Consider the following 22,775-nt stretch of genomic DNA (forward strand, 5'->3'; position numbering starts at 1 on the left):
GTGGGCTTGACGCTGTAGTGACATCACTTATAATGCCAAGAGGTGAAGAAGGTTGACTTAAAACAAGAAACTAAGAAAACTCGAGAAAACGAAAGCTCGTGTCCAAAATTAGGGGGCCAACCCGAATCCGTTGATAAAGCGTGAAATCTGTTTATAAGACCCTTTTGATTGACCTTATTCCTAAATCCAGAGACGCAAAGTTCGGAAAGGATAAAGTGGGATAAAATGGGAATCCTACTTATGGGTGATGATATGGGGGAATCCAAAAAGCAATACATTGCATTTGCTATCTATTTATGTTTAGTAGTGATTATGGCCATTTTGATTTATTGGTTAGGAGATGTTCCTTTTTTGTTTAAACTTCTGAAATGAATAAAAACAGACAAATCACCTCTTGTTATGAGGTGATTTTCTATTTAGGTTCAATAAATAGTAAAAAAGCAAGCTATCAGCGAATGGAATGCATGACAAAAGAACTGAATTTTCAGTTTTCTATCAACTATTTGGTAAGATTTTGATATATTAGTAAAAAGGGGAGTAGACCCCTTTTGACGACATGCTGATGGGTTAGCCGTCTGTTGGAGTGACCATGTTATTCTGCTAGAGAAGCTCCAAAAAAATATCTAGAGAGGGGAAATTCTAATGGCGAAGAAAAAGCAGTTAATTCCTTACACAGTTCTAGAGATTTTGGACAAGAAGATGGAACAGGAGAGTATTCCAGAAGGGATTGATTTAATTCAAGCCCCATTAGCATGGGAAAAAGGAAAACACGGGGAAGGGATTGTCGTTGCCGTATTGGATACTGGCATCGATAAAGAGCACCCTGATTTAAAGGATCGGATCATTGATGGAAAGGATTTTACAGGAACGGGTGATTTCCAAGATGATAATGGTCATGGTACCCATGTTGCCGGAACCATACTAGCGAGCTTAAATAATTCGGGTGTTGTAGGAGTTGCTCCAAAAGCTAGTGTTCTGGCTCTTAAGGTTTTAGATGCGGACGGAGCAGGAAATCTCGAATGGATCAATGCTGCACTGGATTATACGATTAATTGGCAGGGGCCAAATGGAGAAAAAGTATCTGTTATTTCCTTGTCACTTGGCGGTCCTCACGATGAGGAGGAACACCGGCTGATCCAAAAGGCTGTACAACATAATATATTAGTAGTCTGTGCAGCGGGTAATAGTGGTGATGGGCGCGATGATACAGATGAAATGGATTATCCGGGGGCATATCCGGAAGTTGTCGCGGTCGGTGCAGTAGATTTAAATAAAAATTTGGCTGAGTTTTCTAATACGAACGATGAAATAGACCTGGTTGCTCCAGGGGTTGAAATAATCTCTACCTATCCAGGCGGAAGATATGCCAAAATGAGCGGTACATCGATGGCGACTCCGCACGTAAGCGGTGCAGCAGCACTTGTCAAAATTATTGCTGAACAGGAATTTGGCAGGGAACTGACCGAAGCGGAGCTCTACGCTCAATTAGTGAAACAGGCAGAGGATTTAGGTCTCGATAAAAAAGCACAAGGAAATGGATTTTTAAATCTAACAGGACTAGCCGCCCAAGAGCCAAATCAGCCAGGAACGGGAAAAGAAATAACGATTACAATTGAATCAGAAAGCCTAGATCTTCCAAAGAAGACGGTGGTTGTAAAATATTAAAAGGGACTCCGCTGCGAGCGGAGTTTTCTTTATATTTTAGAATGTTTTCGAGCTGAGCAGTTAAGTGCTGTTTTAAAAGATGGAACGGAGGTTTTTTATCCATTTGAGGAATTACAATAAAATAATATGGTATGTGAACGGGCAGTGAAGAAACTGTCCGTTTCTTGTTTTGTAGGAAAAAAATAATATAGAACCCTAGAAATAGGAAAATAGTCATTAATATAATTTTCCAACGTTACATATAATTTCCATTGTATGTGCAGGACATCATAGTACTTCGTTCATAATTAGGTTGAGGTTGTTTCCGGCAAGGGGGTGAAATATAAAATATGGAAGATAAACGAATGGTAGTGTTAGACCCAAGAAACAATTTTTCTGTTCCAGCAATCCCTGATGAAACGCTAAAAAAGGTATATGGTACTCGTACGATAGACCCGCGTGTAGAACTAGCTGTTTTAGTAGCTGAATATTGGCTGAGAGATGGCTTAAGTCCTTGGCAGGCAAGGAGAAATATACTTGAGTTCCTAAGAAGACATATTGGCTCAAGCAATATCAGTGATTTTATCTCTCTTCTATCCAAGCGGGGGTACGCAGAGAAATTCTTTGATTTAACCAGTTCTACAATCGATGAGGATGGGGCTCTCCGTTCTTATTTAAACGAACTCGACGTTTCAAATTACGAAATCAGCTATTACAGGGACTGGGATGGGAGTGATACAGCTGGTGTCTTAGCGGGATGTGTTGTTGGAATTGGAGAATCGTTTGCGACAATTGTGGTGGATATCATCGAAATGGGAAAACTTTTGTTACAGTTAGCTCAATACCAAATGAAAACCATTAAAAGGTTAGTTACGGACCCTGAGGCTGGACTTGCAGACTTACATAATCAGGCAGAAATGATTGGCAGCCTGCTAGATAGTTTAGTAGAGCAATTGGATATATCCCGTCTCCCTTCTGAAGTTGTCAACACATGGAATGAGTGGAACGTTGAGTTCGAGAAACACCTTGAAAATCATGAGCCATTTGATGCAGGGCGCCACCTAGGGAGAATTGCAGGTGACCTTTGGCAGTTATTAACAGGTATTAGAGCTCTGGGACAAATCCTGAGAACTATCGGGAAAAAGGCCATAGACCATGCACCCCTTTTGTTCAGATCAATTCGGAGCACTGCTGCAAAATCACAAGAGATTATCGAAGATATGGCAAAACTCTTACTGGCTATCGGAAGAAATATGATTGATGAAATACCGACTGTGGGAATGGACGTTTTAAGGACGCTTTTTCCCCCGAAGATAATAGATAGTTTATTTAAAGAAGGTAGAGTGATTCTTACTCATCTAAATCTTAGTCTTATTCAAGTGTTTAATGGACCTTACGAGTTAGCATTTCAAGGGTTCAGAATGCCTAGAGATTTTGGAATCATTATTTTCGAAGACAGTAAGCCAGTGTTTATGGCGGCAAATTCAGACAAATTGGGTGGTTATACAAGGGGGGAAGCGATAGATTATATCTTGGACAATGCAGATAAGTTTTTCCGAGAGAGAGGCAGACGCCCTAACAAAATGTCAATGAAGGAAGCTGCAGTTAAAGCCAAGCAAATACAAATGATTGAGCAGAGCCTTGAATCTAATTTCCAAATATTACTTCAGAAAATAGCGTATGATTGTTTTTTAGAATTGCGTCAGAGTAAAAAAAGGTTTTACCCAAGGGAACTAGGTCAATTAATTCATAAACGTATGGCCATTCATGTCACTGCTTTAATTACCAAAAATTCCCCAGGTGCTTGGTTTCGTACCGAAAAAAAACTGAGAACTATTGTAGACGAATTACTGAAATTAGACAAAGGTGCAACAGAAAATGATATTAAAAAGGCGCAAAACTCTCTTGATCAAACTGTGGCTAAGATGCTATCAAAACATCCTGACGTTCTTGATAGATTAGGAGTTGAAAAGGATCCTTCTGCTCGTACAGAAAAGGCAATAAAACAATTTCTTAAGGATCATTTTGGTCTAAAGGGAAGTACCACTGCAGGGGACCTACAGACCGATCTCACTATAGCTGATCCAAACATCAAAAAAGTAATTAATGTAGACTGGACAGCATCAACAAATTCAGATCAATTTGAAAAGTTGTGGGAAAAAGTGAAAGCTGACCTTGGGAAAAAATTCAGTGGAAACTGGGATGAGTTAGATAAAGAATATGCAAAGGCAGGTAAAGGAAAGGCGCCAGAAGAAGTTAAGCAAGCTCTTGAAAGGCTAACTTGGCACGCAATCCGGGAGACGGTCATTCGTCAAACGGCATTAGAAGAGGCCCTAGGTATGGGTTGGAACATTCTTTCTAAAGAGCTAACTTACGACGGTATTGCAAAGCTGTTCAAGAAAGAGGCTGATTTAAAATCAAATAATTAACCAAATTAAGGACAGGGGAGGAAACAAAGATGCCAAATAAGTACGTTCCAGACATTAATGATGAAGTAATGTCGTTTAAAACAGAGTACTCGGATCGGTTTGTCTATTCTAACTATTTTGTTCCGTTTCAGATAACGTTTAATGATGGCTTCACACCACTTTTACCATTTTACAACAAACAAAGGCTCCTAGAATTAAACTACAATGGAGTAATGAATTTAAATTCCTTACAAAACATGCTTAAGGATATTGGCTATCCTGAATTATGGAATAAAAATAAAATGGATACGGCAAAAGAACGATTAGAATCAACACTTCCAATCAACCCCGAATTATTAAAAACAAATACTATAGAACAAAACCCAATCGAAATCAGAACAACACTACAGGAAGTAAAAGATAAAATACTTTCTCCAAAGATAAACGGAATCAATCGTGAGTTACTGTCTTCTGCTGCTCAGAAATTATCTGTTACAACTGCTCCCTTGGAACCTAGCAGGCAACGGCTTGTAACACAGTATTATACAAAGCCCACAATTCTTAGTCAGCAAGAATTAGAGTTTATTTCAGGATTACTTCAATCAGAGATTGGCTTTCTATTTCTTGACCGTACAAGAATCCGCCCAGTCGGATTTGGATTAGGAGAGCATGTGTACTCCTTAAGTTTAGCACCTGATGAAGAAGTAACATTAGAACAAAAGACCTTCACAAAGAAAGAAGTTACATTCGAGGAACAGAATGAACAGGAGAATCAATTTGATGTAGAATTGTCCAGTACGTATAGTACAGAACTCCAGGAAGGATATGAACGGCAAAAGAGCAGGACAGATTCCTGGGGACTCAACTGGGGAGTCGGTGCACAATACACTTCTCCTGAAACCATGTATGGACAGGTAAACGCTAATTTTACTTTGAATGAATCCAGAAGTGTTACCGAAGCCCATCAAGAAACTATGAGGCGTTCTGTTAAGGATAGTCAGTCTGCAAGTTCCAAGGTTGCTGGAAAGTATCGGACCCAACATAAGACGACATTTCGGATTGTTAGTGAGCAAAGCTTTGAGTCGACTTCCAAGCGGATTATTCGAAATCCAAATCGGACCACACCAATTACCTTACATTATTTTAAGGTACTTCAACGCTTGCAGATGACACAGGAGCGGTATGGAGCACGACTATGCTGGGCACCGAACATAGAAAATCCTGCTATAAAATTTTTTGAAAAAATTCAGAAGGGGCGACAATATATTATTGATGAGTCATTAAAAAAATTACCGCCGATGCCAGTTGAACCTCCAGCACCTGGTTCAAGCGGTTCTCCAACTACGACGAAGACAGAGACAAAAATCTTCTATTCTAGTATTCGAGAAGCGGATAAATGGGGACTAAGCGGTGATATGAGTGCTGAATATCAAGTCGATATTCCGTTTACTTCGGATTTTTCATGGGATGGTCAAGTTCCTAATATCAAGATACAAATAATTACAGATCGTGAGCAAAAGGATGTTAGCAGATGGGTTGTAGGAATGCCTTATCCCGCTGAAGGTTCCAGTGGCCAGGTATTACGTGTTACCATTCATATTGGTGCAAAAATGTGGATAATGGGACCTGGTATTTCCTATCAAGTGGGTGCCACTTTCACAAAAAATACGACTATCACCGAACAGACAGGTGAAAATACGATCTATAATGACGCTTTGGCAGATTATCGGATAAGACTAAAGGAGTGGACTGATCTGCGTGATGCTGCGCTAGCTCAAGCCAATGATGAAGCGGATGCTTTCGAGAAGCGAATGGTCGAGACTCTAAGTCCAGTCAATGAGATGGTTAGTCAGGTTATAGAAAAATATTTTGTTCCAGGGGTTCGCAATGAGCTTTGGGAAATTGATTACTGGCAAAGGCTGTTTGATTGGGAGCGCGCCGCTTTTGTTGCTTATCCGAGCTGGTGGTCAGGCGGAGAAATGCGAAAACCAACAGTGGATCCGTCTGATTTTATCAATGCCAGCTGGGCTAAGCTGTATCTACCTGTCAGGGTAGGAATGGAGCACCATGCACTTCGCTGGATCTTTGGAAAGTCTGTAGCCCTTCCGCTTTCTCAAGAGGAGGAAGACAAATTCGATGAAGTCGTAAATCAATTAAACACTTATAGAAGTGAAGTGATCGGATCTGTGGATGAGGTCGCGCCACTCACTAAAGCGGGCCAGGAGGCACCTGAGCCATTCCGTTCTCTGGCAACTTGGTATGAACTTATGCCGACAGATGGTACGCATATTGAAGTAATGCAGGGCGCAACGAGTGCTGCGGACTCTGTCACAACTAAGGAAATTGATGACGCATCTGAATTGCGGAGGATTGTGCTTGAAGGTGAAAAATTATCAAATCAACTCAAAGATAAAGCGCAGAAAGAAATGAAGAATCCTTCCTCCAGTGTTCATGTGGGGATAGGAGAAGCTTCATCCAATGAAATAAAAACGAAGTAAAAATTGTACGGACAGTGATATTGATTCACTGTCCGTATACTGTCGGATTAACTTTACTATTCAGTAATTTTTAATTAACATAAAACCAGAATACAATAAAATGATAAAAGTAAGATAAAAATGGCTTCGAGAAACCTCAAAGCCATTTTTCTATTATATGGTCTGCACAATTTTGCAGGAGTTCACAAATTCCACAAATAAACGGAAACTAGTATCCTCTACTTTATAATTAAATTCTGGATGCCATTGTACAGCCATTGCGAATTTTTTCTCTGGCATATAGACAGCTTCAATCAATCCATCATCCGCTTTTGCAGCAGGCAGCAGGTGAGGAGACAATGTTTTTATTCCCTGATGATGGTAGCTGTTTACCATCAAAAATTCAGTTCCCAAAATGTCATACAGAGGAGTTTCTTTTTCGATTATTACTCTATGAACCGGTACATCATATGGCGGCTTCTGGGTGTGGACTATATTTGAGGACATCTGAGTCGGGATATCTTGATAAAGTGTTCCTCCTAATAGCACATTAAAAAGCTGGATTCCCCGGCAAATGCCAAATACAGGTTTATTTAATTCAATGCATTGTTTAAAGAGGATGTTTTCCATTACATCCCTTTCTTCACAAGGCGCTCCGCAAACAACCTCTGTTTTCTCGCCATATAATTCGGGATTGATATCCTGACCGCCAGTAAAAAGAAAACCATCATATGCAAGAGCAAGTGAAGAAATGATGTCTTTGTCCGTTGTAAGCGGGAGCATAACCGGAATCCCTCCAGCGTCCTCTATTCCTTTCATGTAACCGGGCAGCATCCAATAGCTATCCTTTTTCTCATCGAATAATGGGACAACTCCAATTATAGGCTTTTTCATTAATATCTTCCTTTCAAGATAGCTGATTGATCATTATGTACGTAAGTGCAATTGTTCACAATCTTTAATACGTTTATTTTAACACATTAAACAGTTAAATTTGGTTCGATATAAATACAACACCCCTGTTATTCAAAACAGGGGTGATTATCAGGAGTTTTACTTTCCATCAACAATATCCTTCAAGATCTGATAAGAACGTTTCTGTTTTTCTGGATCAAACATGTAAGTCACAGCCATGATTTCATCAACATTGTATTTTTCTTGGAAATCTGTCAACTGTTGTCTGATTGAATCTTTGCTTCCCATAAAGGTAACACTTGTCATTGCCTGAGCCATTTCTTGTTCAGCCGGACTCCAGATGTGATCCATGCTTTCAACTGGCGGCCTTAATTTCATTTGTGAACCACGGACAACATTTAAGAAAAATTGCTGCATGGTGGTTGACTCAAATTTCGCTTCTTCATCCGTTTCAGCTGCAATTACATTGAGACAAACCATCATATATGGAGATTCCAAATACTGAGAAGGCTGGAATCTCCTGCGGTAAATCGAGATTGCTTCTTCCATGTATCTAGGTGCAAAGTGAGATGCAAAAACATATGGAAGACCTAATTGAGCTGCCAAATAAGCGGAATCGGTAGATGAACCTAGGATATAGATCGGTATATTAGTTCCAATTCCCGGAAATGCTTTCACATACCCTTGCTGTTCCGCTGGTCCAACATATTGTAAGAGTGCTTTAACATCCTCAGGGAAAGTGTAGACTGAATCATTTTTAGACCTTCTGAGTGCACTTGCAGTGAGCATGTCCGTACCTGGAGCCCGCCCCAGTCCCAAATCAAGCCGGTCCGGGTAAATCGTGGCCATCGTTCCGAATTGTTCTGCAACGACCAGCGGGGAATGATTCGGCAGCATAATCCCTCCGGAGCCTACGCGAATTTGTTCTGTATGTTCTAAAGTATGTTTAATTAAGATTGCTGTCGCTGAACTCACCAATGTAGACGTATTATGGTGTTCAGCAATCCAATAACGTCTATACCCCATTTTCTCTGTCGCTTGCGCCAAATCCACCATTGCTTCAATTGCTTCTATTGGCCCTTGACCTTCACGAATTGGTGCGAGATTTAAGACAGAAACGGGTATTTGTATATTTGCCATTTTAAGTGATCCTTTCATCAAAGAGTTCAATTTTATAGTAGCAGTTTTAGAATGGGACTCAAAACTAAATGCTCGCCGTTATGTCTCATACCAGTTTTATGGTATACTGCATACCTGTTTCTTAATCATCTAGATTATGTACTATTATATGAAAGGATTCAGGTATTTAGCATTGGTTATACGAGTTTAACAATGGACGATCTCATTGCTGTTAATACAATAAATAAAAACTGACCTAATATTAGGTCAGTTTCTCAAAAGCTTAAATCTTCTTCTTCCTTTTTCAGTAAATCTTTGCAATCTTATCAGTAAGTCTTTAAATCTGGAGAGCTTTTTATAATGCTCGGGTACTTCTATTGGATCACTGATACCGTTAACTAATAAGGTGATTTTGAAGTGCTTTCCTGGCTCATCTATATAATACGAACCGATTTTAAAAAGATCCGCTTTGGAAAAAAGATCATGCAGGCGCAAATTAATCTGGCGAAACGTCTCCATATCGACATCTTGTGTATACCCGATATTAATAATAAGTTGTTTAGCATCTGTAAAATCCTTAGGGAGATAAGGAGTCGAGATTAAATCCCGCAACGGTTCGTCAAATGATTCTTCTTCAACCATATGTATAAATAAAGGTCCTTTATTTTTCTCTATAAAAGTCTTAATATCTTGAAAATCAATATTGACATCTCCAGTTTCTTCAATGATACGTTTTACTGCATTAATGGTATGCTCTTCAATTGAATTAAATGTTAAATTCGCAGCACGTATCGTAGTGCTCTTATCAATCATTTCCATAAGGGCATCGCTATGAAAATAAATAACGGCATCGCAAATTTCTTTCATCTTAAAATATTGAATAGTAGCCGTTTGGAACCTTTTTTTACCCTCGAAACGAAATGGAAAGCGGAAGATTCCAATTAACACTTCATGCTTTTCTTTTAATTCTCGCAGCTCGTTAATCAGCTCATCCGTCTCGCTAGAGTTACCTCCAATAAAACGAAAGAAACATAAATCATTTAACCCAGCCTGCTCTGCACTAGTCTTGTCCAATTCGCGAACACCGCTATTCATTTGATAAATACTTTCAGTTGTTTCCATAATCCGTCTCCTAAAAGCCATTTTTCATCATTATAAAAAAAGAATCTCAAAAAATTTGTCAGACGGTGTTATGAAAATTCACTAGTTTTGTAGAATAGTTCTGTAGCTCATCTAATATTGGTAGATTTATGTTGAATAATATTTGATTAGTTTATTTAATGAACTGTTTAGGTCTGAAAAATGAAGCGTTACAAAAAAGATGGACACCCACCTATTTTCTACCATGCAACTAATTTCGGCAATCGTAAAAGCCCAGATCTATATTTGTTCCTGAAAGCCACTTCTACAATCCTTTTTTATCCTTTCTAGTTTCATTTGATTGACTTGTTTGTATATCTCTTGTAAACTTTTGTTAAGTGTCTACTTTAGATAATGCACTTACTTAAAAGTAAGGGGATGATTTATCAATGATTCATCAGCGTGAATGTCCAGTTGAGACACTCATTCATGTTTTAGGTGGCAAATGGAAGCCAATGATTTTATGGCATTTGATTGAATCAAATAAGCGATTCAACGAACTGGAAAAACTTATACCTGATGTTTCACAAAAAATGCTTGCACAACATCTCCGAGATTTGGAACGAGAAGGCATAGTCGATAGAACGATCCACCCTACCATCCCTCCAAAAGTAGAATATTCCCTTAGTGAATACGGCAAAACATTGATCCCTGTAGCAGAAGTCATGTGTGCTTGGGGAGAAAATCATAATAAGCGGAAATATAAAGAATCAGCGTCTTAAAGCTGGTTCAATGAACCTGTACACTAATTCAATCAACTCAAAACAAAAGCTGCCACGGGATACCGGGCAGCTTTTGTTTACCTACAGTCGGCACTCCTGTTTTGCATAAATTTTCGGGTTTGAGTTAATAAAACTCCCGATAGTGTAGGATTGTCGCCAATCTGTCTTTAGAAATTTCCTGTCCTCCCGAACTCCGCGTGAAGCAATTAAGTCATCCCATTCTGACATGCTTACTTTTAAGTAAGTACCTTACTTTAAAGTGGGTTCTTATCATAGTATTAAAACGATGCTAAGCTTGAGTTAACCAAATATTAGGAGCCATTTAAGAGGAGGAAAGAACAATGAAAATTATTGTTTTTGGAGCGACGGGGAATACAGGAAAAAGAGTGTTGGCGCAAGGGATAAAAATGGGGCATGAAATGACCGCATTTGTGAGAAATTCTGAGAAGCTTTATGATCAACTAGGTGAGCATTCCGCACAGCATGTGAAGGTGATCGTGGACGATATTATGGACCCGCTCAGCGTCGGTGAGGCGCTCGCGCATCAAGACGCCGCTATTATTGCAGCCGGCCATGCGGGCCAGGGAGAAGAGTTTGTTCGTATCGTCGATAACATTATAACCCAATGTGAATTGCAACCTAGTTTCTCTGGGCGGGTATGGATAATGGGAGGAGCCGGACTGCTGGATATTCCAGATACCGATCTTATCGGCAACAATTTACCCGGCTTCCCTCCTGAGTATAAAAATCACAACCGGAATTTCGAACGGCTACAGCAGACTCAACTCGATTGGTCCATTATGTGTCCGGGAACAATGATTGATTCGATAGAGCATCCAGATCCGGTTCATCTGCATGTAACAACGGAAACCTTGCCCGTTCCGATTCCGGAGATGATCAAGGAATATTCCAAGGCAGATATAGCCCGTCACTTGTTCAGCCGACTTAAAGAGCTGGATGTTGCTTATGACGATGTCGCGAAATGTATGCTGGACCATATAGAGCTCGGGGGATCGTTTAAAAGAAAAAGGGTCGGTCTTGCCTATCAAAGCGATATTCTGGTGCACTGAGGAGAAGGGAGATAATCGGTTTGTTTGGATTACTGCTCGTTTTGCATATATTGGCTTCGATCTCCATAATTGGTCCAGCTTTCGTAATGCCCATCATTCGAAGATCCGCTAGAACCGTTGGTCAGCTGCGCTTTGCTTTTGGTATAACGACCAAGCTTGCCATAATACCTAAAATTGGCGGTGCCGTACTTATTATAACCGGGGTTTGGCTTATGATCATAACCAAGATGGGGTTATCTCAAATGTGGCTGAATGTATCCTTCCTTTTATCGCTGCTCATGGTCGTCATGATCGACGGATTGATCGAGCCGCGTATGAAAAAGATCATAAAGATCGTATCTGAAAGTCAAGACCAGGGTAATGAAATACCCGTCGAGTTCGGACTGTTGATGAAAAAGATCGTACCAATCGAGACGGCGGCACAGCTGCTGATGATTGCCATATTGGTGCTTATGGTCGTTAAGCCATTTTAAAGAAGCCGATCGGGAGCGACTTGACCACATTTTAACCACTAACGCATCAGAATCCGTGGATCTATGATAATGAAGGGAGCCATTTTTTCAAATTTATCCCTTCTCGACAGATCACAAACGATCCCCATGGTAAAGAAGTGATATTATGGGGGGTCAACCTTGAAGGGAGAATCATAGAAATTCGCAGTTTCCCAATAAAATCTGTTTTAGGCGAGTTATTATCAATGTTGCTTTAAAATAAAAATTGATTAAAAACACCCCGCAAATCTACATTTTATGTTAAATTAAATGAACCTGTTTTGAAAAGGATTGTTCAAAACGGGTTCATTCTTTATGAAGCACTATACAATTTTTATAAAAAAATAAAAAGAAAAAGACTGAAATTAATTGTATAAAAATGGTATGATTAAATTGACCATAAATAAAAAATGGCAGGCTGAATTTTATCAGTCCTGCCATTTTTTATTGAGAAGAACAGGTTAACGTTTGTGTTTCTTATTTCACTCACCTGCTAGTTAGTGTAAGTATAGTTCTTCACAAGCTATATTCAATTTACTATCGATTACCTGAATCCAGATTTTTATTTATACTGCAAGGCGAGGCTTTATGGCTCAGGTCGGGGAGCTTGAGTCTATTAAGTCCCAAACATTTATTATCATTGAGAAAGACTGTGTTCCTCCTAATACATGTGCATCTTTCATTTGCCTTCCACGCTTTCTAATATAAAATATGAAGTAATATAAGTTTAATAAAATTTTGGAAATCGGACTATATACTATTTTTTATAGTACCAATACAATCTTGTGATATTAATCTAGATATATGATCTAACTAATCAAATGGGGAGGTTACCTTATGGATAATCGCTGTGGCTGGGTTAATGAAGATCCATTATATATCCATTACCATGATATGGAGTGGGGAGTGCCTGTCTATGATGACCAAAAGCTGTTCGAACTCCTTATACTAGAAGGAGCTCAAGCAGGATTGAGCTGGTATACCGTTTTAAAGAAACGCGAGAATTATCAGGCTGCGTTAGACGGTTTTAATGTTGATAAGATTGTGGACTATCCGATAGAGAAAATTGATGAACTTATGCAAAATGAAGGTTTGATACGGAACCGCAAAAAATTAGAGTCTATTATTATTAATGCCAAAGCATTTAAGGAAATACAAAAGGAATATGGAAGTTTCAGCGAGTACTTATGGGGCTATGTGAATGGAAACCCGGTTATCAATTGTTGGGAAAATCTTAGCGAGGTTCCAGCGAATACGGCATTAAGTGATCAGATCAGCAAGGATTTAAAAAAACGAGGATTTAAATTTGTTGGAACGACTATTATTTATGCTTATTTACAGGCAACAGGTGTTGTGAATGACCACGTCAAAAGCTGCATATGTTCAAAATGCAAATAAGAATGCTCCAAAACAATACCCTTGTAACCACAATGAAAGTTACAAGGGTACTGTTCGAATATTCTTTAATTCATATCGCATAATAACGTTTCCAGACTTAAAAGCAGTCGTCTCTTTTAGCGTAAGACCAAATTGTCTCACCTGTTTAAAGAGCGGATTTCCATTGCCTGCAACAACAGGTGTGACGAAAAACACATATTCTTCAATCAACCCCTCGTTCGCCAAATTTTGTACAATCGTGCCGCTGCCCATGATCAAGATACCGTAACCTTCCTCGAGCTTTTAGACTTCGTACTGCATCACAAGGGTTGCCATCAAATAAGTATGATTAACTTCTTTCAGTTTTTTTGAAAAGACGACCTTCGTCAAGTTAGTCAGACCTTCGGCTGCTGCCTTCATCTCTTTCGGTGCATGGGGATCTTTAAACATGGAAGCCCAATGACTTTGCAAGCATGCCAATGAATGAGGTAATTAGAATAAAGATTTAAACTGCGTACAACGTAGTCAAGGTTTATACAGATATAAATATACCCATCCTTTTTATCAGAACAAGCAATTTAATAGCTCCCGTATAAAATAAACCTACTGATTGACAATAGGAATAAAAATGTATATTTTATTTTTAAATGTTTAAAAGCTTAAACATTTAAACCCTTTGTTAACTTCTTTACTGTGGAGGAACAATATGAGTACAAAGTCGTTACAAATTTTCCAAAAGTGTATTCCTATATTTGAAACCTTAAAAGATCCGCATAGACAAAATATTATTGTGAAACTGTGTGAACAACGTGAGTTAACTGTTAATGAAATTGCAGAGCAATCCAGTCTTTCGAGACCTGCGATTTCTCACCATCTTAAGCTTTTACGTGAACAAGGCTTGATTAAAGTTCAGCAAAAAGGGACTTTACGAATTTATTCCGCTTCGTTGCAACAGACGATTCAGCTTTTAAAAGAATTAACGGACTGTCTAGAACATGATGTGAAAAATAGTCATAACCATGATACCCGGAAATGAAGTGAGGAGGAAGATGAGTCTCTTGAATAATGTGGAATTAAACTCAGAAAATGTAGCAAATATACTGAAGGAACATCAAAATTTCTTTAATACCAACCAAACAAAAAATATAGATTTTCGGTTGAAGCAATTAGAAAAATTAAAAGAAGGAATCATAACATATGAATTAAAAATCACCAATGCTCTTCAGGAAGATCTAGGGAAGCATCCTTTTGAATCCTACACTTCAGAAATTGGATTTGTGTTAAACAGTATTACCCATATGATGAAGCACTTAAAAAAATGGGCGAAGCCAAAAAAGGTAAAGACACCAATCATGTTGTTTCCGTCAAAAAGCATCATTATGTACGAACCTTACGGGACAGTATTAATTATTGGTCCATTCAATTATCCGTTCCAGCTTTTGATAGAACCCCTTATTGGTGCCATTGCTGCCGGAAACTGCGCAGTTCTCAAGCCCTCAGAAGTGGTTCCCAATGTCTCTGCCGTCATTACAGAAATGATTGAAACCATTTTTGACAAATCTTATATACGTTCTGTCCAAGGCGGAATTGAAACGAACTCATCTTTAATCAATGCACCATTTGATTATATTTTCTTCACAGGGAGTGTTCCTGTAGGAAAAATTGTAATGGAGGCAGCTGCCAAAAATCTTGTGCCTGTTACGCTTGAGTTAGGCGGGAAAAGCCCAGTTATTGTTGATAAAAGTGCAGATATAAAAATCGCTGCCAATCGAATCATCTGGGGTAAAACGTTAAATTCAGGACAAACCTGTGTTGCTCCTGATTATCTTATGGTACATCAGGATGTAAAAAAAGAACTGATTGATGGAATGATACAAACCCTTCGTGCCTTTTATGGAGCAAATATTGAACAAAGCACCGATTTTGGTCGTATCGTAAATAAAAGACATTTTGACCGGTTAAAAACGATCCTTGAAAAAGATAAGGATCAAATCATTTTTGGAGGAGCAACAAATTCGCATACACGTTTTATTGAACCAACATTGATCGATGCCACTTGGACTTCTGCATCAATGGAAGATGAAATATTTGGACCGCTTCTTCCAATTTTAACGTACAGAGATTTGGATGATGCAATTAAATCCATTAACAAACTCTCTAAACCACTGGCCCTTTATCTTTTTACATCTGACAACCAGGTAGAAGAAAAAGTGCTATCGGAAATTTCCTCTGGAGGGGTAAGTATCAATAATACGGTAACGCATTTGGCAAACCCTGAATTGCCTTTTGGAGGTGTTGGCAACTCTGGAATAGGGGCTTATCATGGTCATTATAGTTTTACTACTTTTTCACACGAAAAAAGCATTCTCAAAACTAGCACTAAAATAAATATGCCACTGTTGTTCCCGCCTTACCATGATAAAAACTTAAAAGTCGTTCGTCGCTTTTTGAAATAAAGTTGCTATATTAGACTGCAAGAATTACGATAGCGAGCTGATTGCAACTCTTTTATTTTTGAGTTAAAGGTATTCAAAAAACTTAATTATTAGGGCTATCTCTTCTTAATTTTATAATCATGTATTTGCTTTCGTGAAACGACAGGATCTACCGTCCTATTTTAGTTAAAATGCCCATTTGTTGAATATATGCAATAAAGCTAGATAAATCAAATAACACCTATTTAACTGCGTTTGCTCAATCCATGATTTCCTGAACTTGGTACTAAAACAGAAACAACAAGTTAGATGGGAGAAATCCTTATGAATATTAAAACCGTTGGTATTTGGGACGATGAGCTTTGGCAGGACGTGAGCTCCCTCTATTTGGATGCATTTGGAGATAAGGGGGCTAAACCGGTTAAGATCATCAAAAATATGTTTGCACAAGGAATTGCTGAGCTTCATGTCGGGTACATCGAGTCGGTAGCAGTTGTTATGGCTCTTACAGGGAAGCTTGTATCTGACCGCGTGATGATCATTGATTATTTGGCAGTGACCGAAAAAGAGCGAGGCCATGGACTTGGGAAACACTTTGTTGATTACCTGCGAGAGAAAGCTGTTGAAGAGGGGTATCAGAAATTAATTATTGAGGTAGAGTCAGAGAATACACCAGAAAATAAAAGGCGTATCCACTTTTGGCAATCATGCGGTTTTCTTCTCACAGAGTATGTGCATCACTACATCTGGGTGCCTGAAACCTACCATGCCATGTATCTTCCTCTTATTGCTGAATCCAGGAAGGTAACTGGAGAAGAACTATTTGTGTATATCAATACATTTCACCGGTTATCGTTTCGTGGAGGTGGGAAGGAGGAAGGGTAGTGGTTTCTTCTCCTGGCTTTGAAGTACTTCAGCCTTGTTTAATGGCATGGTTAGAGTCGAAGTTCGTTGTCATTTTAAGACTAACATAGCAAGGAAAACATATTTTCTAATAGATGAAATACAATTGATTCTTGTTATAAGACAGCGGGTGCGGATATCCTGGAGGATGTCCGCACTTTTTTGTTGAACTTTTTATTCAACAAACGGGGGGATAGTTGAATAAGAAGATTGTGCAATTATGGCGACTTTTTTCTTTTACGTACTTCGAATTATAGAGGTTCAATTTGGAATATTATGTTAATATTACGTTATCGGAAATAATACGAACGAGACAAGATTGTAGAAGAAGATTTATGAAAAAGGGGAGTATGTTATGAATAAATGGATTATTAGTTTAACAGCAGTATTAGTCATTTTGATTGGGGGTTGGTATTATCTATTTAACTATGGTTCTCCTATCAAAAAACAAGAAAGAATTGAATTAGTTGAAGCTCATTTAACTGAAATGGGTGAATTAGAGGAAGCCATTCAATTATTAACTCCTATATATGATAAAAAGCATGGAGATTTTGATATTTCAGTTGTCTTTAAGGATGAAACAGAGGTTGAGTATATCTATTTTATTACCACTGCTGAAAAAGTGGCGTTACAAGAGATTCGAAAGAATAATGGAACTAAGATTTACGAGGGCAAACATGATTCAGTTCCTATAGAGTATCGAGGTCCAGGTGATGGGAGTTATGAATAAATGTAAATGATATTACTCTTTAAAAAAAGAGAGTGGCCTGGCTATGACTTCATATCAAATAAAGAAATTACATCCCAAAGACTATTATAAGTGCAGTAATATTTGGGATATGGAAAAGAGACCAAAAATGGCGAAGATGTTTTATGACGAATTAGTAAGCGGAAACAGAGTTACCTTTATTTATTTAGAGAACAACGAGTTTATAGGAGAAGGTTCGTTAGTTTTTAGAACTAAAGATCCAGATTATACTATTCCAGATAAACGAATCTATCTATCTCGTATGATTGTTAAAAAAGAATATCGTAATCGTGGAATAGGTGGCATAATTCTTGATTATTTGATTGATTATGCAGAAAAACTTGGATATGAAGAAATAGCACTTGGTGTTGATACAGATAACTTAAACGCCAGACATCTATATGAAAAAAAGGGATTTACAAACGTATTATTTATTGGTGAAGACGAATATGGTGAATATGTAAAACTACTAAAAAAATTAAAGTAGATTCAGCTGAAATGTGCAAATAGGAAATGTATTTTAACTAAAGGTAGTTAGAGTTCCAGAGTTTGCTGCGCAGATTAGGCTGCATTTTTCTTAATGTGTTAAAAAGGGGCAGGATAGTTGGGCAATTATAATGTAACCCCCATTATTATTTTACCGTCTAATATATAGAAAAATAGAGAATGGGGGACGATTTCATGTTTAAAAAGCTTATCTTAGGGGTTTTATCCGCTCTCATGTTAGCAGCATGTGGAACTGCAGGAACCGACGAAGGAAATACGGGGGACCAACCAAATTTACCAGAAACCCCGGTAATTGATCAAGACGATTTAGTATTATCATCTGAAGCATATATATCTGGAGACGCAGCAGAATTTAAAATAGAACTAAATAATATGAGTGATGAGGATATTGAGTTACTAGTACCCTCCGGCCAAAAATACGAAATTGTTGTTTCAAATCAAGCTGGGGAAGAAGTATATCGGTATTCAATCGATAAAATATTTACTATGGGCCTAGAAACGATCACCATACCAGCTAATGATAAAATCACTTGGTTGGAACAGTGGGATCTTATGTTCAATGGGGAACGTATTAGTGAAGGGGAATATATTGTATCTGTAACCGCAATGGTCGAAGAAATGAATGGAACGGAAATCGATAATTATATTGGTGAAACGATATTGAAAGTGCCGGCAGCAGAAACAGCAAATGAAGCCTTTAGAAACATTAAAGTTGATAAACAAGGAGAAACCTATGCTGTAACAGGAGAAGCCAGAGTATTTGAAGGTGTCTTCTACTACAGTGTAGAAGACGGACATACTTTCCTCGTTGAAGAAAAAACGGTTCAAGTAGAGCATGGTGCTCCCGCTTGGTCGCCATTTACCATTGAAGTAACGATACCAAAGGAAAAACTGCCTATAAATGGCGCAGTCCATTTAATGTTGTATGCGAAGAGTGCCAAAGACGGATCACAAACTCAACTAATGCCGATTAAATTAGAACAAGTGTAAAAGGAGCAGCAGGTAAACTGCTCCTTTTTTAGTTTATGTAGACTTCCAAATAACGAAAGTATGCGAACTATGGTAAACTTAAATAAGGAATAATTTTCCTGCTCGCCTTATGGTTATATGCATCTTTTCAATTATAACCTTTAACATTACTGGAACACTTGTTATCTTCTAAGAAAGGCGGAAAGGGTTCATGAGTGGTTGGTTTGCGGCAGGTAATACAGATTTTAGTGGGTATCAGATTGAAATTGCTTTTTTATTCTCCATTTTCTTCGTAATGGCAATTTGGGTTTTCTATGATTCTGATAAATATTTTATGGGGGCAAAGAGACATATATTTTGGTTTTTAACTATCTTCACCGGACCAATTACCCTTCTAATTTACTTAATATTACGGAGAAATCAAGAAAGGTTCTAATGCAGAATGTACTTTTACTAACCCAGCTAACTTAGTGATGAAAGGGCAAGTAAAAATCAGGACTATATTTCTTTTAACTCTTTAATTCTCAAGAAATACATTTCCAGGGATATGAGGTGATTGAATGGCGTTTCCTGAAAGTTATCGAAAATGAAAAAGACGTCAAAAAATATCTAAAACAAAGTTAAAAGACATATCAAAAATGACCTTGGCCGGTTGTCATTATCTCAAAAGCTTAATGTCATTCTTGTTCAATCTACAAACTAAAGGAGCAAGTTAGTGACAGATAGGGAAATTATAAAAGAGAGGATTTATAGATGAATATAAGACTTGCAGAAGTAAAAGACATTAAGCAATTAATTAGAATGAGATGGGATTTTACAATTGAATATGATGAAAGTAAAATATGCGCATCATTCGATGATTTTTAAAAGGAATGCCAATCTTTTTTAGAGAATGCACTTAATAGCGATCAATGGTTTATTTGGGTCGCGGAGGAAAATGGTTGTATCACATATTTAAATAGAATTAATACAAAAAGTACCACGCCCTGGTAGAATTACACGTCCATTTGCTTATATGACAAACGTATATACCATTAAAGAATTTAGAAATATGGGGATTGGAGCGTGCTTCTTACCACTATAAATAAATGGGCTAAAGAAAAAAGATATGAATTTATTATTGTATGGCCAAGTGATGACAGTATTAATTATTACAAGAAAAATGATTACAATCATTGTACAGAATCAATGGAATATTTCCATTCTTGAAACTAATGGGGAAGGATTGTTGAAGAATCTTAGTGGTTTTTATAGAAAAATGAATAAAATTGCTCTGATATAAAGGGAGGGTATTTGTGAAGAAATCAATTAGATGGGTGATTTTGGGGATATTAGGGATAATTTTATTATTCATAGTTATAGGGATTGCTTCTTTTTATAATGCATCCGAGAATCAATTGCCGATTGAGATGATAGCTTTCAATAACCTAACTGATGAAGAAAAAGATTTAATTCCAGCAAGCCCTAAGGATTCAATCGTAGAGAAAGTACCTGTTAATGATGATATTAAAAAGTCAATTAATAAGAACTATGACAAGAATCAAGTGTATGCTGTTACTTTTAATAACACCGAGACTGACTCTTCTGGAAAACTTGTAGTCTTTGTTGATTTGGATAAAAAAACAGTAGTTGGGAAAGGATTTACCGGCAAATAAATTGTGTCTTCTTTCACTAACGAAGCAAGTTAGCCTAAGAAGGGATTTGGTGAATTATGAGAGTTAAAAGAACAATTATTATTCTAATTGGAGTATTAGTTTGGGTTTCTGCTTGTTCAGGTACTTCTGGGTTATATATTGAATCTAAGTATAATGTTTTGGAGAGCGAAATTAATAAGAACAAAACAAGTATGAAAATTTACACTGACAATCAAATATATACACTTCCAGTCCAAAGAATCATATTAAAATTTGAAAATAATGGAACATCTGATGTGAATTTTGGAGAGTCAAGGTATATTGAAAAGCTGGTGGAAGGAAAATGGTATCTAATTCCCTATAAAGAATTAGGTTTCAATGATATAGGCTTAACGATAAAGCCTGGTGAAAGCGTTGAACAAAGGATACCACTAGAATTCTTGGACTATAAATTAACAGAAGGTTTGTACAGAATACCAAAAAGTTTTAATGATGAATCAGAAAACTTTGTTATTGCGGCTGAATTTGAGATTAAGGAATAAAAGATATATAATTTCTTATTCAAGTATCAGGTGCTGATCTAATAGAAGTTTAGCGCTTTTTTTGTTGAAGGTTATTGTACTAAAGGGGCAGGATTGTTTAAAAAGGTCGTCATTGAAGACGACCTTTTTCTATGAATTTTTTTGAATATTGAACTTTCAATTGGGATTTAATGTTAAAATTTATTTTAGTTCCTTAGTATTCGATTCAGGAATTGTAATTGTAATGATGGGGGAATGTTTAAAATGGATTTACTAATTGGTTTGTTATTATTTGCAGGGATCTTTGCAGTTTACGATGCTTTAAGAAAAATAAATAATAACATCCTAGATCAAACAGAAGAGATAAAAAAATTACGTGAAGAATTAACTAATAAAAAAGAAACATAATAATAGCTCCTTCTTTAAAGTATGCTTTTTGTACTAACAGGGCAGTTTAGTTGAACAATCGTTATTAGCTTTTTTTCAACAATCGGGCATTTAATGGAATAAGATTTTTGAACAAAATTGGATTATTATTGTTTTGAGATTTTGGAGAAAATTGCTATTTAAAGAAGCAGAACAGAATAAATGGATTTATTGTCATGATGCACAGGTAGATTGGTAAAGGGAGATGCACAATTGAAAAATATTTTTAATCAATTGCATACAGATGAAATTTTAAACCGTATTGACAAATTAAGCCCAAATTCAAAACCCAAATGGGGTAAAATGGATGTTGCCCAAATGCTAGCACATTGCTCATCCTTTCAAGACATTGCAATGGGACATTCTTTTCCAGCGAGAGGTTGGTTAGGAATATTAATAGGAAACTTTGTGAAACCAATTTTTTATAACGACAAGCCATTAGCCCAAAATATGTCCACAATTCCGACCATTTTGATTGTAGATGAAAAAGAATTTGAAACAGAGAAGGAAAAACTGAAACAAAAAATTATAACTTTCCAAAATAATGGTTCAGAGAAGTGTACGACTCATCCACATCCTTTTTTCGGTAAACTTACTTCCGAGCAGTGGGGAAAAGGAATATACAAGCACCTTGACCATCATTTAAAACAGTTTGGAGTATAGTTAGTTTTTAGAAATATAAATAAAAGTTGACCAAAGAGAAAAGTAACGAAATGCCTTTACGGCTAAGAAATAAATAATTACCTTATAGTTAAAAAGAAAACTCTTTCTTCAACTAAAGGATACTTTTTTTATCATCTTTCGATCCTTTATCTTACATAATTATCTTCTAGAATAGGGCGCGCTTTTCTTTAAGAAAGGAGCTTGCACCTTTTTATTGAAATAAAGGAGCAGGTTAGTTGAATAAAGATGTTAAATAATACGGTAGGATTGGTCAAATGCGTTTAATAAATGACCTAGGAATCTATGTAAAAGATATGAAAAAGAGGAATTTGGCTTAGTTATGCTTGACAAGCAATAAAGAATTTTTTAAATAAGTTAAACGAGATTGAGAGAAGTACGGAACCTAATTGAACTACCATGAAAATTAACTTCTACAACCTCACAAAAAAGGCAATACTAAAATAGACGCAGCTCTTTTATTTTTTTAAAAGATGCGCCTAAATAAGATGTCCTGGATTCGGATTCATAATTAAGAGACTTCTGTTATTGTCACACTATATCCTAAGTTCTCTAGTCTTCGAACAGAATGGCGTACAATAGACACTT

General features: G+C 37.2%; 22 protein-coding genes. 18 read left to right on the plus strand and 4 right to left on the minus strand.

All coding sequences use genetic code 11. The annotated features are described in order from the left end of the window. Positions 1 to 225: 225 nt before the first annotated feature. The 4 genes from MLE14_RS18955 (at position 226) to MLE14_RS18970 (ending at position 6,550) form a co-directional block, all read left to right on the plus strand. A complete protein-coding gene (locus tag MLE14_RS18955; protein ID WP_243300016.1) occupies positions 226 to 372 on the plus strand; it encodes a hypothetical protein in 147 nt (48 codons plus the stop codon). Positions 373 to 642: 270 nt separating this feature from the next. Next, complete coding sequence (locus tag MLE14_RS18960) at positions 643 to 1,665, plus strand: S8 family peptidase (protein WP_243300017.1); 1,023 nt, start codon at positions 643 to 645, stop codon at positions 1,663 to 1,665. A gap of 329 nt (positions 1,666 to 1,994) precedes the next feature. Continuing rightward, a complete protein-coding gene (locus tag MLE14_RS18965; RefSeq protein ID WP_243300018.1) occupies positions 1,995 to 4,073 on the plus strand; it encodes a hypothetical protein in 2,079 nt (692 codons plus the stop codon). 29 nt (positions 4,074 to 4,102) lie between these two features. Continuing rightward, on the plus strand, positions 4,103 to 6,550 hold the full coding sequence (locus MLE14_RS18970) for a hypothetical protein (protein WP_243300019.1): 2,448 nt from the start codon (positions 4,103 to 4,105) through the stop codon (positions 6,548 to 6,550). 153 nt (positions 6,551 to 6,703) lie between these two features. Here MLE14_RS18970 and MLE14_RS18975 read toward each other — a convergent pair whose 3' ends face one another. The 3 genes from MLE14_RS18975 to MLE14_RS18985 all read right to left on the minus strand — a co-directional run bounded on the left by MLE14_RS18975 (position 6,704) and on the right by MLE14_RS18985 (position 9,685). After that, the gene (locus tag MLE14_RS18975; protein WP_243300020.1) at positions 6,704 to 7,423 is read right to left on the minus strand and encodes a gamma-glutamyl-gamma-aminobutyrate hydrolase family protein; all 720 of its coding nucleotides are present in this window, start codon (positions 7,421 to 7,423) and stop codon (positions 6,704 to 6,706) included. A 159-nt stretch (positions 7,424 to 7,582) separates the two neighbouring features. Then, complete coding sequence (locus MLE14_RS18980) at positions 7,583 to 8,584, minus strand: LLM class flavin-dependent oxidoreductase (RefSeq protein ID WP_243300021.1); 1,002 nt, start codon at positions 8,582 to 8,584, stop codon at positions 7,583 to 7,585. Positions 8,585 to 8,830: 246 nt separating this feature from the next. Continuing rightward, a complete protein-coding gene (locus MLE14_RS18985) occupies positions 8,831 to 9,685 on the minus strand; it encodes a cell division protein FtsZ (protein WP_243300022.1) in 855 nt (284 codons plus the stop codon). 407 nt (positions 9,686 to 10,092) lie between these two features. Between MLE14_RS18985 and MLE14_RS18990 the strand changes: the two genes are divergently transcribed. The 4 genes from MLE14_RS18990 to MLE14_RS19005 all read left to right on the plus strand — a co-directional run bounded on the left by MLE14_RS18990 (position 10,093) and on the right by MLE14_RS19005 (position 13,384). Continuing rightward, positions 10,093 to 10,425 (plus strand): winged helix-turn-helix transcriptional regulator, encoded by a 333-nt coding sequence (locus tag MLE14_RS18990; protein WP_243300023.1) that lies wholly within the window; start codon positions 10,093 to 10,095, stop codon positions 10,423 to 10,425. A gap of 341 nt (positions 10,426 to 10,766) precedes the next feature. Further along, positions 10,767 to 11,495, plus strand: a complete 729-nt coding sequence (locus tag MLE14_RS18995) for an NAD(P)-dependent oxidoreductase (RefSeq protein ID WP_243300024.1) — start codon at positions 10,767 to 10,769, stop codon at positions 11,493 to 11,495. 14 nt (positions 11,496 to 11,509) lie between these two features. Continuing rightward, positions 11,510 to 11,968, plus strand: a complete 459-nt coding sequence (locus MLE14_RS19000; RefSeq protein WP_243300036.1) for a DUF2269 family protein — start codon at positions 11,510 to 11,512, stop codon at positions 11,966 to 11,968. 855 nt (positions 11,969 to 12,823) lie between these two features. Beyond that, positions 12,824 to 13,384, plus strand: coding sequence for a DNA-3-methyladenine glycosylase I (locus tag MLE14_RS19005; protein WP_243300025.1), 561 nt, complete (start codon positions 12,824 to 12,826; stop codon positions 13,382 to 13,384). Between the two features lie 39 nt (positions 13,385 to 13,423). On the opposite strand, the gene MLE14_RS19010 is transcribed toward MLE14_RS19005, so the two are convergent. Next, positions 13,424 to 13,645 (minus strand): dihydrofolate reductase family protein, encoded by a 222-nt coding sequence (locus tag MLE14_RS19010; RefSeq protein ID WP_313897787.1) that lies wholly within the window; start codon positions 13,643 to 13,645, stop codon positions 13,424 to 13,426. Positions 13,646 to 14,069: 424 nt separating this feature from the next. Between MLE14_RS19010 and MLE14_RS19015 the strand changes: the two genes are divergently transcribed. The 10 genes from MLE14_RS19015 to MLE14_RS19060 all read left to right on the plus strand — a co-directional run bounded on the left by MLE14_RS19015 (position 14,070) and on the right by MLE14_RS19060 (position 22,169). Then, a complete protein-coding gene (locus MLE14_RS19015) occupies positions 14,070 to 14,399 on the plus strand; it encodes an ArsR/SmtB family transcription factor (protein ID WP_243300026.1) in 330 nt (109 codons plus the stop codon). Positions 14,400 to 14,412: 13 nt separating this feature from the next. Next, a complete protein-coding gene (locus tag MLE14_RS19020; protein ID WP_243300027.1) occupies positions 14,413 to 15,819 on the plus strand; it encodes an aldehyde dehydrogenase in 1,407 nt (468 codons plus the stop codon). A gap of 303 nt (positions 15,820 to 16,122) precedes the next feature. Continuing rightward, positions 16,123 to 16,683, plus strand: coding sequence for a GNAT family N-acetyltransferase (locus MLE14_RS19025; RefSeq protein WP_243300028.1), 561 nt, complete (start codon positions 16,123 to 16,125; stop codon positions 16,681 to 16,683). Positions 16,684 to 17,056: 373 nt separating this feature from the next. After that, on the plus strand, positions 17,057 to 17,431 hold the full coding sequence (locus tag MLE14_RS19030) for a DUF3139 domain-containing protein (protein ID WP_243300029.1): 375 nt from the start codon (positions 17,057 to 17,059) through the stop codon (positions 17,429 to 17,431). A gap of 43 nt (positions 17,432 to 17,474) precedes the next feature. Next, a complete protein-coding gene (locus tag MLE14_RS19035; RefSeq protein WP_243300030.1) occupies positions 17,475 to 17,936 on the plus strand; it encodes a GNAT family N-acetyltransferase in 462 nt (153 codons plus the stop codon). Between the two features lie 194 nt (positions 17,937 to 18,130). Further along, positions 18,131 to 18,946 carry a BsuPI-related putative proteinase inhibitor gene (locus MLE14_RS19040; RefSeq protein ID WP_243300031.1) on the plus strand — a complete coding sequence of 272 codons (816 nt, stop codon included), beginning with the start codon at positions 18,131 to 18,133 and terminating at the stop codon, positions 18,944 to 18,946. Positions 18,947 to 20,220: 1,274 nt separating this feature from the next. Continuing rightward, positions 20,221 to 20,580 carry a hypothetical protein gene (locus tag MLE14_RS19045; protein WP_243300032.1) on the plus strand — a complete coding sequence of 120 codons (360 nt, stop codon included), beginning with the start codon at positions 20,221 to 20,223 and terminating at the stop codon, positions 20,578 to 20,580. Between the two features lie 56 nt (positions 20,581 to 20,636). Continuing rightward, positions 20,637 to 21,101 carry an immunoglobulin-like domain-containing protein gene (locus MLE14_RS19050; RefSeq protein WP_243300033.1) on the plus strand — a complete coding sequence of 155 codons (465 nt, stop codon included), beginning with the start codon at positions 20,637 to 20,639 and terminating at the stop codon, positions 21,099 to 21,101. Between the two features lie 243 nt (positions 21,102 to 21,344). After that, positions 21,345 to 21,488: a hypothetical protein gene (locus MLE14_RS19055; RefSeq protein ID WP_243300034.1), complete on the plus strand. Its 144-nt coding sequence runs from the start codon at positions 21,345 to 21,347 to the stop codon at positions 21,486 to 21,488. A gap of 231 nt (positions 21,489 to 21,719) precedes the next feature. Next, entirely contained in the window at positions 21,720 to 22,169 is a 450-nt protein-coding gene (locus MLE14_RS19060) for a DUF1569 domain-containing protein (RefSeq protein WP_243300035.1), read from the plus strand. The last annotated feature ends 606 nt before the right edge of the window (positions 22,170 to 22,775 follow it).

Origin of the sequence: Bacillus litorisediminis (assembly GCF_022808645.1) — a bacterium.
Lineage (GTDB): Bacteria > Bacillota > Bacilli > Bacillales > JC228 > Bacillus_BF > Bacillus_BF litorisediminis.

Excerpts from the sequence above, each read along its gene's own strand:
- MLE14_RS18955 (WP_243300016.1), top strand. The coding sequence starts at position 226 with ATGGGAATCCTACTTATGGGTGATGATATGGGGGAATCCAAAAAGCAA.
- MLE14_RS18960 (WP_243300017.1), top strand. The coding sequence starts at position 643 with ATGGCGAAGAAAAAGCAGTTAATTCCTTACACAGTTCTAGAGATTTTG.
- MLE14_RS18965 (WP_243300018.1), top strand. The coding sequence starts at position 1,995 with ATGGAAGATAAACGAATGGTAGTGTTAGACCCAAGAAACAATTTTTCT.
- MLE14_RS18970 (WP_243300019.1), top strand. The coding sequence starts at position 4,103 with ATGCCAAATAAGTACGTTCCAGACATTAATGATGAAGTAATGTCGTTT.
- MLE14_RS18975 (WP_243300020.1), bottom strand. The coding sequence starts at position 7,423 with ATGAAAAAGCCTATAATTGGAGTTGTCCCATTATTCGATGAGAAAAAG.
- MLE14_RS18980 (WP_243300021.1), bottom strand. The coding sequence starts at position 8,584 with ATGGCAAATATACAAATACCCGTTTCTGTCTTAAATCTCGCACCAATT.
- MLE14_RS18985 (WP_243300022.1), bottom strand. The coding sequence starts at position 9,685 with ATGGAAACAACTGAAAGTATTTATCAAATGAATAGCGGTGTTCGCGAA.
- MLE14_RS18990 (WP_243300023.1), top strand. The coding sequence starts at position 10,093 with ATGATTCATCAGCGTGAATGTCCAGTTGAGACACTCATTCATGTTTTA.
- MLE14_RS18995 (WP_243300024.1), top strand. The coding sequence starts at position 10,767 with ATGAAAATTATTGTTTTTGGAGCGACGGGGAATACAGGAAAAAGAGTG.
- MLE14_RS19005 (WP_243300025.1), top strand. The coding sequence starts at position 12,824 with ATGGATAATCGCTGTGGCTGGGTTAATGAAGATCCATTATATATCCAT.
- MLE14_RS19015 (WP_243300026.1), top strand. The coding sequence starts at position 14,070 with ATGAGTACAAAGTCGTTACAAATTTTCCAAAAGTGTATTCCTATATTT.
- MLE14_RS19020 (WP_243300027.1), top strand. The coding sequence starts at position 14,413 with ATGAGTCTCTTGAATAATGTGGAATTAAACTCAGAAAATGTAGCAAAT.
- MLE14_RS19025 (WP_243300028.1), top strand. The coding sequence starts at position 16,123 with ATGAATATTAAAACCGTTGGTATTTGGGACGATGAGCTTTGGCAGGAC.
- MLE14_RS19030 (WP_243300029.1), top strand. The coding sequence starts at position 17,057 with ATGAATAAATGGATTATTAGTTTAACAGCAGTATTAGTCATTTTGATT.
- MLE14_RS19035 (WP_243300030.1), top strand. The coding sequence starts at position 17,475 with ATGACTTCATATCAAATAAAGAAATTACATCCCAAAGACTATTATAAG.
- MLE14_RS19040 (WP_243300031.1), top strand. The coding sequence starts at position 18,131 with ATGTTTAAAAAGCTTATCTTAGGGGTTTTATCCGCTCTCATGTTAGCA.
- MLE14_RS19050 (WP_243300033.1), top strand. The coding sequence starts at position 20,637 with ATGAGAGTTAAAAGAACAATTATTATTCTAATTGGAGTATTAGTTTGG.
- MLE14_RS19055 (WP_243300034.1), top strand. The coding sequence starts at position 21,345 with ATGGATTTACTAATTGGTTTGTTATTATTTGCAGGGATCTTTGCAGTT.